General features: G+C 55.5%; 8 protein-coding genes and 2 pseudogenes. 6 read left to right on the forward strand and 4 right to left on the reverse strand.

All coding sequences use genetic code 11. The features are described from left to right. Nucleotides 1-24 precede the first annotated feature (24 nt). Nucleotides 25-945, reverse strand: coding sequence for a LysR family transcriptional regulator (locus tag AC1DRN_RS06015; RefSeq protein WP_108215550.1), 921 nt, complete (start codon nt 943-945; stop codon nt 25-27). Nucleotides 946-1,105: 160 nt separating this feature from the next. Between AC1DRN_RS06015 and aptA the strand changes: the two genes are divergently transcribed. Continuing rightward, nucleotides 1,106-2,452 carry an omega-aminotransferase AptA gene (gene aptA, locus AC1DRN_RS06020; protein ID WP_115947916.1) on the forward strand — a complete coding sequence of 449 codons (1,347 nt, stop codon included), beginning with the start codon at nt 1,106-1,108 and terminating at the stop codon, nt 2,450-2,452. An 85-nt stretch (nt 2,453-2,537) separates the two neighbouring features. Further along, nucleotides 2,538-4,034 carry a CoA-acylating methylmalonate-semialdehyde dehydrogenase gene (locus AC1DRN_RS06025; protein ID WP_223457191.1) on the forward strand — a complete coding sequence of 499 codons (1,497 nt, stop codon included), beginning with the start codon at nt 2,538-2,540 and terminating at the stop codon, nt 4,032-4,034. Between the two features lie 54 nt (nt 4,035-4,088). Here the strand turns inward: AC1DRN_RS06025 and AC1DRN_RS06030 are convergent, their stop codons facing one another. Next, entirely contained in the window at nt 4,089-4,964 is an 876-nt protein-coding gene (locus AC1DRN_RS06030) for a LysR family transcriptional regulator (RefSeq protein ID WP_477786650.1), read from the reverse strand. A 147-nt stretch (nt 4,965-5,111) separates the two neighbouring features. Here AC1DRN_RS06030 and AC1DRN_RS06035 point away from each other — a divergent pair, with 147 nt between their 5' ends. From AC1DRN_RS06035 to AC1DRN_RS06045, 3 genes and pseudogenes are all read left to right on the forward strand, one after another. Beyond that, nucleotides 5,112-7,541 (forward strand): FAD-dependent oxidoreductase, encoded by a 2,430-nt coding sequence (locus AC1DRN_RS06035; RefSeq protein WP_477786651.1) that lies wholly within the window; start codon nt 5,112-5,114, stop codon nt 7,539-7,541. Nucleotides 7,542-7,602: 61 nt separating this feature from the next. Continuing rightward, nucleotides 7,603-8,520 carry a bifunctional methylenetetrahydrofolate dehydrogenase/methenyltetrahydrofolate cyclohydrolase FolD gene (gene folD / locus AC1DRN_RS06040; protein WP_223457184.1) on the forward strand — a complete coding sequence of 306 codons (918 nt, stop codon included), beginning with the start codon at nt 7,603-7,605 and terminating at the stop codon, nt 8,518-8,520. A gap of 658 nt (nt 8,521-9,178) precedes the next feature. Beyond that, a pseudogene (locus tag AC1DRN_RS06045) lies at nt 9,179-9,508 on the forward strand (integrase arm-type DNA-binding domain-containing protein); the annotation flags it as partial. Nucleotides 9,509-9,510: 2 nt separating this feature from the next. Here AC1DRN_RS06045 and AC1DRN_RS06050 read toward each other — a convergent pair. Together AC1DRN_RS06050 and AC1DRN_RS06055 are read right to left on the reverse strand one after the other, a co-directional pair. Next, nucleotides 9,511-9,681: pseudogene (locus tag AC1DRN_RS06050) on the reverse strand (helix-turn-helix domain-containing protein); the annotation flags it as partial. A 364-nt stretch (nt 9,682-10,045) separates the two neighbouring features. After that, the gene (locus tag AC1DRN_RS06055; protein ID WP_223457182.1) at nt 10,046-10,888 is read right to left on the reverse strand and encodes a helix-turn-helix domain-containing protein; all 843 of its coding nucleotides are present in this window, start codon (nt 10,886-10,888) and stop codon (nt 10,046-10,048) included. A gap of 101 nt (nt 10,889-10,989) precedes the next feature. On the opposite strand from AC1DRN_RS06055, the gene AC1DRN_RS06060 reads away from it, so the two are divergent. Continuing rightward, a complete protein-coding gene (locus tag AC1DRN_RS06060) occupies nt 10,990-12,795 on the forward strand; it encodes an acyl-CoA dehydrogenase (protein ID WP_477786652.1) in 1,806 nt (601 codons plus the stop codon). Nucleotides 12,796-12,823: the final 28 nt, after the last annotated feature.

Here is a 12,823-nt window from a genome sequence, read left to right on the forward strand (position 1 = left end):
GCTACGTTGAAGGCTCGACATTCGTCAGCCGCTCATCGCCAGGGATTCGAGAAAGGTCTCCAATACCAAATGGGGACGGCGACCTTTCCGGGTAACAGAAGCCAGCGTCAGGTCGTAAAAACAGGAATAGGGCTTCAACGCCCTGAGCCTTCCTTCTGCAACCCAGCTCCGCGCGTAGTGATCAGGCAGGTACCCAATGTATTGGCCCGTAAGAATCAGGAATGCCATTCCCTCTCTGTCCGATGCGCTGGCAGTGCAGTTCAGCGCTTGATAATGCTCCTGGATGGTTGCCGGCAAGCGGAATGTCGGGGCTATGGCGTCCTGCTCCTGGATACGCTGCTCATTTAAATCCAGATCCTTGACGAAAAACAAAGGATGGCCAACACCGCAATAGAGCTGAGAACGCTCGCTATACAGCGGCTGATATTCAAGGCCTGAAAGCGCACCGACCTGAGGAATTACGCCTACGTGCAGACGACCGTCCAGCACGCCTTGCTCCACTTCACCAGGTGTACTCATTCGAATCTGGATCTGAACGTCAGGTCCTTTTTTCTTTAAAGAAGCCAATGCATCCGTGACGCGCATGTGAGGCATCGTTACCAGGTTATCCGTCAAGCCAATGATCAACTCGCCCCGGAGGTGACTGTGCATCCCGTTGACCTCGCTTCGAAATCCCTCCATCGCCGACAACAAGCGTAAACACGCCTCATACACCTGCTGCCCATCCTCCGTCAGGGAGAACCCGGCACGTCCCCTCTGACATAACCGTAAACCTAATCGCTGCTCAAGCTCTGTCATTTGCTGACTGATGGCTGACCTGCCAACACCGAGAACGCTCTCTGCAACGGAGAATCCACCGCACTCCACGACACTGCGAAATATCTTGAGCATCCGAATATCAAAATCAGTGACTTGAGCAACTGGATTGGCACGGCGCGCTTTCATAGTTTAGGTAACCTGAAACCAAGGGTATCGAAAGGTGTGTTTTATCGAATCTAAGCGCGTGTCAGTTTCTAGGCAAGCCTTGAATTCCATTTCAGGACGCTCAACAAGGCCAACTCTCCGATTGACCACGATGAGTATCTCTCCACGAGGACCACTGCTCATGAACACACAACAGGCTCACGAACTTCCCTTGGCCAGCCAGCTGAAACTGGATTCACACTGGATGCCGTTCTCCTCGAATCGCAACTTTCAGCGTGACCCACGGTTCATCGTTTCTGCGCAAGGCAGCTGGTTGACAGACTCCGAAGGCAGAAAGGTCTACGACAGTCTGTCAGGCCTGTGGACCTGCGGTGCAGGCCATTCGCGCAAGGAAATCCAGGAAGCCGTAGCCCTTCAGTTGGGCACTCTTGATTACTCGCCAGCCTTTCAATATGGCCACCCGTTATCGTTCATGTTGTCCGAGCGCGTCGCTGACCTGATGCCCGGCGACCTGAACCATGTGTTCTATACCAACTCGGGCTCCGAGTGCGCGGACACTGCGGTCAAAATGGCCCGGGCGTACTGGCGCCTCAAGGGTCAGTCGACCAAGACCAAAATGATCGGCCGAGCACGCGGCTATCACGGCGTGAACATCGCGGGCACGAGCCTGGGTGGCATCGGGGGCAACCGCAAGATGTTCGGTCAACTGATGGATGTCGACCACCTGCCCCACACGTTGCAGCCGGGATTGGCCTTCACCAAAGGCATGGCGGAAACCGGTGGCGTGGAACTGGCAAATGAGCTGCTCAAACTCATTGAACTGCACGATGCGACGAACATCGCAGCCGTTATTGTCGAGCCGATGTCGGGCTCCGCAGGTGCCATCGTGCCTCCCAAAGGTTACTTGCAGCGCCTTCGCGAGATCTGCACTCAACACAACATCCTGTTGATTTTCGACGAAGTGATCACCGGGTTCGGGCGGATGGGCACCTGGAGCGGCGCGGAGTACTTCGGCGTGAAGCCGGACATCATGAACGTGGCCAAGCAGATCACCAACGGCGCCATTCCAATGGGGGCGGTGATCGCATCCAGCGAGATCTACCAAACCTTCATGAATCAGACGAGCCCTGAATACGCGGTCGAATTCGGCCATGGCTACACCTATTCGGCGCACCCGGTTGCCTGCGCTGCGGCCCTCGCAACATTGGATCTGCTGGAGAAGGAAAACCTCATCCAGCAATCAGCTGACCTGGCACCGCATTTCGAACGCACACTGCACGGCGTCAAGGGCGCAAAACACATCGTTGACATCAGGAACTGCGGCCTCGCAGGCGCTATTCAAATTGCACCCCGTGAAGGTGATGCAATTGTTCGCCCGTTCGAGGCGGGCATGGCGCTTTGGAAAGCGGGGTTCTACGTGCGTTTCGGTGGCGACACCCTTCAGTTCGGGCCGACCTTCAACGCTAAACCTGAAGATCTTGACCGCATGTTTGACGCGGTCGGGGAAGCCTTGAACCACATCGATTAACGCAACAACGTGCAGGCAAACACCCATGCTGGCGGGTCGACGCCGCCAGCATCATTTCTATTTTCAATCTTGCAGGTCTTCACCCATGAGCATCATTCAACACCTGATCAACGGCGAACATATCGCCACCGCTGGCCGCACCGCGGACGTGTTCAACCCTTCCACTGGCGAGGTCATCCATCAGGTCTCACTCGCGGATCGCGCCACCGTTCAACACGCCATTGACGTCGCGACAGCCGCCTTTCCTGCATGGCGCAAGACTCCGGCCGCCAAGCGTGCTCAGGTCATGTTTCGTTTCAAGCAGTTGCTGGAGCAGAACGAAGCCAAAATCGCGCAGATGATCAGCGAAGAGCACGGCAAAACCATTGAAGATGCCACCGGAGAACTCAAACGCGGGATCGAGAACGTTGAGTTTGCGTGCGCCGCCCCGGAAATCCTGAAGGGTGAGTTCAGCCGCAACGCTGGCCCGAACATCGATGCCTGGAGCGACTTCCAACCCGTCGGAGTTGTGGCTGGTATTACGCCGTTCAACTTTCCGGCGATGGTTCCACTCTGGATGTATCCGTTGGCCATCGTCTGCGGCAATTGCTTCATCCTCAAACCATCGGAGCGCGACCCAAGCTCTACTCTGTACATCGCAGAACTGCTGATTGAAGCCGGTTTGCCTAAAGGGGTGATGAGCGTGGTTCACGGTGACAAAGAAGCCGTCGATGCGTTGATCGAGGCGCCGGAAGTGAAAGCATTGAGCTTCGTAGGGTCGACGCCTATCGCTGAATACATCTACGCCGAAGGCACCAAACGCGGCAAGCGTGTCCAGGCCTTGGGCGGCGCAAAAAACCATGCCGTGCTGATGCCGGACGCGGACCTGAACAACGCGGTGAACGCCCTGATGGGGGCTGCGTACGGTTCTTGCGGCGAGCGCTGCATGGCGATTTCCGTCGCCGTATGCGTCGGCGATCAAATCGCCGATGCGCTGATCGAAAAACTGGTGCCGCAGATCCAGGCGCTGAAAATTGGCGCCGGCACATCTTGCGGACTCGACATGGGCCCGCTGATCACTGGCGCCCACCGGGACAAAGTGAAGGGCTACGTGGACGAAGGTGTTGAATCCGGGGCCGAGTTGGTCGTCGATGGTCGTGGGCTTCAGGTGGCCAACAACGAAAATGGCTTCTTCCTGGGTGGATGCCTATTCGACCGCGTGACGCCTAAAATGCGCATCTACAAGGAAGAGATTTTCGGCCCAGTGCTGTGCATCGTGCGCGTAGCGAGCCTTGAACAGGCCATGCAACTCATCAACGATCACGAGTACGGCAACGGTACTTGCATCTTCACTCGCGACGGTGAAGCTGCGCGCCTGTTCTGTGACGAGATCGAGGTGGGCATGGTGGGTGTGAACGTTCCGCTACCGGTTCCGGTGGCGTACCACAGCTTTGGCGGCTGGAAGCGCTCGCTGTTTGGCGATCTTCATGCGTATGGTCCGGATGGTGTTCGTTTCTACACGCGTCGCAAGGCGATCACACAGCGCTGGCCACAACGTGCCAGCCATGAGGCAGCGCAGTTCGCGTTTCCGAGTAACAGTTAAGGGAAAGGAGCCCGCCTATAGCGGGCTCCTGACTCCTCACCCAGTCCGCAGAGATTAACGAAGCTCTGACTCCAGCCAGGTGCAAAAGGCCTGTGCAGCCCCAGACAGCGGCTTGTTATGTGGCTTCAGCAAGTAGAACCCGGCAAGGCACTCAATGCTGTGATCGAGCGGCGACACGAGCTGTCCACGCAGCCTGGATTTCTCCACGAGTTCCTCGTTAAGCAGACACACGCCTGCGTTTTCAATCGCCATACTCGCCGCGATTGCGTAACTGTCGACGTAGAAACGCTGATAGTTTTCTGYCTCACCTTGCGGGTAAGTAGCCAGCCAGTCGCTCCAGCCATTGGGTGTGCCCAACACATCGATCAAGGGCAGGCTCAGCAATCCCCCGGCACTTCGAAGTTTGGCAGCAACGTCCAGTGAGCAATACGGCTTCAGCTCAGTTGAGAGCAGCTGCTGGATGTCGTACTGCTGCCAGTTTCCCGCACCGTAGCGAATCTCCAGCTCTGCGCTGGAAGGTGGAGCATCCGCCTCCCAGTTAACGCCGTACATGCGAAGAGAAATTTGCGGATACAGCTCAGCGAACCGTTCCATGCGGGGGGCGAGCCACAACTGCGCAAAGGAGTTGTTGACGCTCAATTCAAGTACGCCTTGGGCGACCGAGCTGAAGATGTTGTTCATCCCTTGGTGCATATGCCAAAGGCCTTCCCGGACCACTGCCAAATACGCCCGCCCCGAAACGGTCAGCTGGATCGAACGTGTTTGCCTCAGGAATAGCGCCTTGCCAAGTTTGTGCTCGAGCAATTTTATCTGCTGGCTCACCGCCGACTGGCTCATGTTCAGCTCAATCGCCGCAGCCGAAAAGCTCAAATGTCGCCCCACTGATTCAAACGTCCGAAGCCAGTTGAGCTGAAGATTGGTCAACGACATCGCGACACCCCGGCATAAGCCCTACTTATAAATGACACTGGTATACATCGTTTGTAGTGCCATCTCAAGCGCCTTAGCATCGAATCCAGACGCCCGGAGCCCCGGCGAATCACGTCTCCAATAGACCCGTCAAAGGATCCCCCCGAGATGAAATCGGAAGCCAAAGTTTTAGTGATTGGTGGTGGTATTACTGGTGTGAGCACGCTTTACCATCTGGCCAAATCCGGCTGGACGGATGTCATGCTGGTGGAGAAGCTTGAACTGACATCTGGATCGACCTGGCACGCCGCGGGCAACCTTCCGTCGTTCAGCACCAGCCTGAACATCATGAAGCTTCAGAAAAACAGCATCGAGCTGTATCAACAGCTCGCGGAGCAGACGGGTCAATCGGTCGGTCATCACCAAACAGGTTCGATCCGGCTCGCGCATACCAAGGAACGTCTGGATGAGTTCAAGCGGGTCGCAGGCCTCGCTACACTTGCCGGTTTGCCTGGCGTCGAAGTTGTCGGCAGTGAGCGCCTGAAAGAACTGCATCCCTTCCTGGACACCACCGGATTGCTGGGTGGGCTTTGGGACCCGTATGACGGTCATATTGATCCGACCAGCGTGACCAATGCCATGGCCCAACTGGCACGTGGTTACGGCGCGACCATTGTTCGGCACAATCCGGTGACCGCGATTACTCAACTCGCCGACAAAAAATGGCAAGTGACGACCGAACAAGGCGTCATTCACGCAGACATTATCGTGAACGCCGCAGGTTTCAGAGCCAATGAAGTGGCCGCGATGATCGGCCATCAGTTCCCCATCTGTTCCCTGGAACATCAATATCTGGTCACTGACAATATTCCAGCCCTGGTGGACCGGCCCCAGCACCTTCCCCTGCTTCGCGATCCCGATATTTCCTACTACCTTCGCCAAGAGGGCAAGGGGCTGATCCTCGGCCCGTACGAGCGAGAGCCGGTGGCCTGGGCAGTCGATGGTGTTCCAGCAACGTTCGGTCAGGAACTGCTGCAACCGGAACTGAACCGTCTCGAAGAAATCATCGGCGCAGCGATGGAACAGGTGGGGATAATCGGTGACGGCGGGATCAAGACCGTGGTCAATGGCCCTATCGTGTACACCCCGGACGGCCTTCCCCTCCTCGGCCCCGTGCACGGTTACGACAACTACTTTGCTTGCGCAGGGTTCAGTTTCGGAATCACCCAGGGCGGCGGCGCAGGCCGTTATCTTGCTCAGTGGATCATCGACGGTCACCCCGAGGTTGAACTTTGGGAGCTGGATTCCCGTCGCTTTGGCAGCTACGCGAACCTTTCCTACACCGTCACCAAATCGCTTGAGCTGTACGCCAACGAATACCAACTAAGCTGCCCGAACGAATACGCGATGCGCCCGGCGTGTCGCGAAGTGAAGACCACGCCGATTTACGAAATCCTCAAACACAAGAATGCGGTGTTCGGCGCTTATTACGGCTGGGAGCGTGCCAGCTGGTTTGCACAATCTGCCAATGCCCCAGTCGAGAACTTCAGCTACAGCCGGGGCAATTGGGATGCAGCAGTCCGGTCGGAATGTGAAGCGGTGCAAAATCGTGTGGGTATCCTCGATCTGAGTGCCTTCACAAAATTCGAGATCTCTGGAAAGGATGCTCGTTCATTTCTGGATCGGATCAGCCCCAACCAGGTTCCTGCCAAATGCGGGGATGTGGCTCTCGCCCATGTGCTCACCCCATCAGGAAGCGTGGCGTGGGAATTCTCCATGACGCTCCTGGAAAGCGGCGCGTTTTACCTGATGTGCCCGGCGGCTTGTGAGTTGCTGATTGAAGATTGGTTACGGCAACGGGCAGCGAAATACGCAAATATCTCCATCGCGAATATCACCAGGGACTGGGGCACGCTCATCCTGGCTGGTCCTAGAGCAAGAGAGGTGCTGTCAAAACTCACCGACACCGATCTGAGTAATGAAGCATTCCCCTGGTTTACCGGCCAGGAGATCCAGGTCGTTGGCGCTCCCGTACGCGCGTTGCGGATGAACTTTGTCGGCGAATTGGGATGGGAACTCCACCATCCACTCCAACACCAGCAGGYACTTTACGAAGCACTCGTTTGGGCGGGTGAAGCGCATGGGATCGTCGACTTCGGACTGAGGGCCATGGACTCGATGCGCATCGAAAAGGGCTATCAAATCTGGGGCCGCGAGCTGACAACCGAGTACTCGGCGCTGGCTGCCAACATGAGCTACTTCATCAAGACCGATAAAGGTGATTTTGAAGGGCGTGCGGCAGTGCTGGCAGAAAAAGAGAAACCGAGCACCCACCGTCTCGTGCTGATGGAAGTGCAAGCGGGCCCTGCTGATGCATTGGGTAGTGAGCCAATTTTCCATCAAGGGAAACTGGTAGGGCTTACCACTTCAGGAGCCTATGGTTATCGCGTTAACAAGAGTTTGGCCATGGGCTTTATCAAGCGCGAACTCGCGTCCCTGGATACTGAACTCACCATCAAAATTCTGGGTGAAGAATGCTCCGCGAAAGTCATTCGTGGATGCCTTTACGACCCGAAAGGTGAACGCCTGAAATCTTGATCATGCAACTGCCTCCAAGAACGTGGAGGCAGCTTTCTGACCGCTAATGGGGTAGGACGAAATGACCATTACACAATCTTTGGATAACGCGCCCAATCCGGAGGCCTCCATAATCGATGGGAAGGCGTTTGCCGAAATCTTGCGCAAGAATGTCGCCGTCGGTGCAAGGGCCTTCAGGGAAAAACGCGGCAGAGCACCCGGGCTGGCTGTCGTACTAGTCGGGAGCGATCCTGCCAGCCAGGTTTACGTGAAAACCAAAATGAAAAAGGCGCTTGAGTCCGGGATTGACTCGTTCCCTCACCTACTCGAAAGCGATACATCCGAAACGGACCTGCTGAACCTGATCGATAAGCTGAACAATGACCGCTATGTGCATGGGATTTTGGTGCAGCTTCCGCTGCCCGCCCATATCGATGAGTCGAAGGTTATTGCGGCAATTAACCCGGCCAAAGATGTCGACGGTTTCCATCCGATCAACGTGGGTCTGCTGGGTCAGGGTAAAGCCAAACTGATTCCGTGCACTCCTCTGGGATGCCTGATGATGTTGAAGGATCAGATCGGTGACCTTAGCGGTAAAAAAGCGGTAATTGTCGGCAGGTCCAACATCGTCGGAAAGCCAATGGCGAATTTGCTCTTGCAGGAAAATTGCACGGTCACGATTGTGCATTCCCGAACACGAGATCTCATCGCTGAATGTCGTCAGGCCGACATCCTGGTGGTAGCGATTGGACGGGCGGAATTTATTGATGCAAGGGCGATCAAGCCGGGTGCAGTGGTCATTGACGTTGGTATCAACAGAGTCGAGAAAAACGGAGTTTCGGTTTTAGTCGGTGATGTCGATTTCGACTCTGCCAAGGACATCGCGGCGGCCATGACTCCAGTTCCTGGCGGCGTTGGTCCTATGACCGTTGCTTGTTTGATGAGAAATACTCTGACAGCTGCAGAGGCGATTGAGAGTAATACTGCTGCACAGTTTTGATAACGGGTAGATCACCGCCAACAAGGCTCAGCTGAACACAAAACTTGCTCAGTTACTGACCATTGCATTGCAAGCCCTGTATTCCGTAGTGTTCGGGCCATTATCCACAGGTATATCCCCGCTTTTTGTGGATAGCTTTTGGGCGAATATGAACACTYGTAAGAAACGCAGAGCAGAACTACCGATACACGGAGAGTTTCCGTCGGCGTTATGTGGACAAGTTGATGGACAAGCTGTCGATGATTCGTAACCGAGGAACTCTTCAGATACACAAAGTGCCAACACAAGAAAAAAAACGTCGTCCTAAAGACCGCACTACAGAGTGATAAAGCTGAAATTAGCTCTAAACGAAGCGGTGAGGATTCTACTGAGAGCCAGCCGTTTTGTAGGAGTAAAAACGCAATAAAATAAAAAGGGGTCGCGAGATAAAATCTCGCAACCCCTTGAATTATATGGTCGGGACGGAGTGATTCGAACACTCGACCCCTAGCACCCCATCTCCTTTTTCATACTTCTTGAAAGCTTCCAAAATTTTACTCTGGATTTTTCCAAGCGAGTATTTACTTGAGCTCCAGCGGTGTTCTGCGCTACGAGAGTCCAGTAACGTCCATCAAGAGCCGACGTTTTTGTGGGGGTAAAAGTAGGGGGAGTCCATTTCATGGGCAAAATTACCATCAAAGAACTCGAGTCGCTGATCGCCAATGATGCCGGCCGGATCCTCCGGGAGGATGGCAATCTGGCCGGTCGAATCTCCGTCCTCAAGGACGGTGTGTCGGTCAGCTTTTTCTATCGTTATCGTTGGGGCGACCAAAACAAAGAGTACGCCTGCGGAACCTGGCCGCGCAAATCCCTGACGGACATTCTCAAGGGGCGTAACCAGGCTAGGGCGCTCATTGATGAGCAGATCAATCCCAACGAGCAAAAGAAAACAGCCAAGGCACAGGCATACGCCACTGCTAAGGTAGAGGCCGGACAAGTAAAGACGTCAATGGATACGTCCTGGTGTTCATTGTGCATCAACCGTCTTGCTTCATTCAGGCGCAGCCATTTTTGGTACTGCAGAGGGCTCATTGCGGCGAGTTGACGGAAGTGGTGGTGAAAGGTCGGAGTGCTCATCTGCACACAGGCCGCAAGTTCATCGACGCGAAGCGCCGAAGCATGTCTTGCGGTTTCGGTGGAAGTTACGCTCTGAAATTGGACGTAGCCATGCATTGAGCGGTGAAAACACCTTTTTTGCGCGCTGCCACATCAAATCTGAGCCCTGAACCTTCTGCGCAAAACACGAATTTCAATCTCAGACGCGCACTTTTTTGCAGTGGAAACCGAAGCCAACTTTTTCCACAGAATCGACCAAGAGCAGTCATCCAGCGATGGCAATGTTGATTAGTGGGGGCTATGGAGTTTGTGGCACCAACCTCGACATAGCCCATCGGCTACATGGTTCAAAACCGTAGCCGTTCTCTAGTATCAGGACGCTGAATTGATTGTGCCAATGGCGTTAACCATGCGGTTGAACGGCTGCCACTCAGTAGAACAGCAGGGGATGTTCTAGGGAGGTAAGCAGCAGCTTTTCAAGGCTCAGTGCGGCATCTTCGGGATAGAGGGTGTTGATGCTGAGCCTAGGTTCGGTCATGTAGGCCGCCGGGCCAAGTGCGCCAACCATCTGGCTGACGCTATAGAAGCTCCTGACCATTCCCTGATGCTGAATTTTGACTTTGAAGCTGGCTCTGGGCTCGAGTCTGGAGGCGCGTATTTTCCAGTCAGTTGGAACGTTGGGGTAGTCAAGAATGCGCTTCAGGGTCTGATTTTCCTGATCGCTGCCGTTGAGCATGACATGCTGCTTGAACGCCATGATCACCAGCGACAATGCGTCTTGCCATTCCTCGCTCAGCGCGCCATCGCTGCCGTCGTTGAACAGAAAGTCATACAAGTTGACAGTTTGCCTGAGCCGCTCGGTATCGACTTTGTCCTGATAGAAGCCTACCCAGGCCTTGTTGACCATCAGGATATTGCCCGCGCCATCAGTCAGGGTGGATGGATACGGATCCAGTGTCTGCAATGTTCTGAGCATTGCAGACCTTAACCACTTGAGATCCGGGCTGTGAAAGTCCTGCGCTATTTCATTGGTCGCGTAGCCCGCAGCAATGCGCAGATGGCTGCGATCCCTGCGGCCAAGCTTTAGCGCGTCCGCGATTTGGTCGGTCAGCACCTCACTTGGCTTGCTTATCCCGTTTTCCAGGCGACTGACATGTCGAGTCGAGGTGCCGACCATTTCGGCCAGTTGCTCCTGGCTCAGCCCGAAGACTCCGCGCCAGAACCTGAGAAAGTCAGCAAAGCGCTGTAAGTGTTGTGTCTCGGCCATGTCCATTGTTGCGAGAAATCCCTTCTATCAGACATCCCATGTCGTGGTGACTGGGGCCGGCCTCGGCAAAATGGGCGGGTCCCGTCCATTCTTCGCGGAGTAATACCATGGCGGCCTCCATACTAAACGTCAGAGATCTGCATTTCTATCTGTTCGAGTTGTTCGATGCGCAAGCCCTGACCGCCCGCCCGCGCTATGCCGAGCACAGCAAGGAAACTTATCTGGCGGCCATCGAAACCGGGCGCAAGATCGCGCAACGCTACTTCCTGCCAATCCGGCAGAAGGTGGATGTGCAACAGCCTACGTTCGACGGCAAGCAGGTGCACATGCTTCCCGAGATCAAGCCTGCAATCGATGCTGTTATCCAATCCGGGCTCACTTGCCCGGAAGCCGATTATGAATTGGGTGGCATGCAATTGCCGGCCATTGTTGCAAGTGTGGCCACTTCTTTCCTGTCAGCTGCTGGCAGCACCACACTGGGTTATACCAGTCTGACCAATGCCAACTGCAATCTTATCGAGGCTCACGGCACGCCCGAACAGGTCGAGAAGTGGGTCGTGCCGATGCGTCAGGGCCGGTTCGCCGGAACCATGGCCATGACCGAGCCGTCGGCGGGCTCGGGGTTGGCAGACCTGACGACCAGCGCGACCAGGACTGAAGAGGGTCGTTACCTGATTACTGGCAACAAGATCTTCATTTCTGGCGGTGATCACAACCTTAGCGAAAATATTGTTCACCTCGTCCTGGCAAGGATCAAAGGCGCGCCCAAGGGCATCAAGGGCGTATCCCTGTTCATTGTTCCCAAGTATCTGGTCGATGAAACAGGTGCGGTCGGCAGCCGCAATGATGTGAGCCTGGCTGGCTTGTTCCACAAGATGGGTGGGCGCGGGCAAACCTCCTGTGCGATCAACTTCGGTGAACAGGGCGGCTCGATCGGCTACCTGGTAGGTGAGGAGAATCAGGGTATTCGCTACATGTTCCACATGATGAATGAGGCACGCATCATGGTCGGAACTAGCGCCGCACTCACAGCTTTGAGCGGTTATCAGTACTCCCTCGACTACGCGAAGGAGCGGCGACAGGGGCGTTTACCTTCGTCCAGGGATCCGCTCTCTGCGCCCGTGCGGATCATTGAGCATGCGGATGTGCGACGCATGCTGTTGGCACAGAAGGCCTATGCCGAAGGTGCCTACAGCCTGTGTCTGTTCGGTGCACAACTGGCTGACGACGTGCGCACTGCTCCTGACGAGGCCGAGCGCAGAAGCGCAAAGGTACTACTGGATTTCCTGACGCCGATCATCAAGTCCTGGCCATCCGAATACGGCCCGCGCGCCAATAGCCTGGCGATTCAGGTGTTGGGTGGGCATGGCTATACCAATGAGCATCCGGTCGAGATGTTCTACCGCGACAACCGCCTCAACTCGATCCATGAGGGCACCTATGGCGTGCAGTCGCTTGACCTGCTCGCACGCAAGGTGCCCGCCGACAATATGGCCGGATACACGAACTGTATCAGCAGGATGCGTGACGACATTGAGACGGCCACCCAGCACCCGGCATTGCAGGAGCCTGCGGCTGCGCTTCYGGCCGCCATTCAAGTGCTCGAGGAAACCACCGGTGCTGTTCTTGGCGGCATGCAGAAACTGCACATCGACTTGGCGCTGGCCAATTCGGTCAAGTACCTGGAGCTGTTTGGCAACGTGGTTGTGGCCTGGATGTGGCTCAAGCAAGGCATAGCCGCGAGCGCTGGCCTGGCCAGGGACCCGCATGAGGATGACCGGAACTTCTACCTGGGCAAGTTGCAAGCCCTCAAATACTTCTACGCCTACGAACTGCCAGAGATACAGGTCTGGAAACAGATTCTGTGCGACTTCGAAGATGCCTTCTACATGGCCCGAGAAGAGTGGTTTTGATGGCTGTGGCGTACCTGGTTTGTCCGTT

Source organism: Pseudomonas sp. P5_B3 (assembly GCF_056400405.1).

What these genes read in the sequence shown, in the direction of transcription:
- AC1DRN_RS06025 (WP_223457191.1), top strand. Translation starts at nt 2,538, where the DNA reads ATGAGCATCATTCAACACCTGATCAACGGCGAACATATCGCCACCGCT.
- aptA (WP_115947916.1), top strand. Translation starts at nt 1,106, where the DNA reads ATGAACACACAACAGGCTCACGAACTTCCCTTGGCCAGCCAGCTGAAA.
- AC1DRN_RS06055 (WP_223457182.1), bottom strand. Translation starts at nt 10,888, where the DNA reads ATGGACATGGCCGAGACACAACACTTACAGCGCTTTGCTGACTTTCTC.
- folD (WP_223457184.1), top strand. Translation starts at nt 7,603, where the DNA reads ATGACCATTACACAATCTTTGGATAACGCGCCCAATCCGGAGGCCTCC.
- AC1DRN_RS06015 (WP_108215550.1), bottom strand. Translation starts at nt 945, where the DNA reads ATGAAAGCGCGCCGTGCCAATCCAGTTGCTCAAGTCACTGATTTTGAT.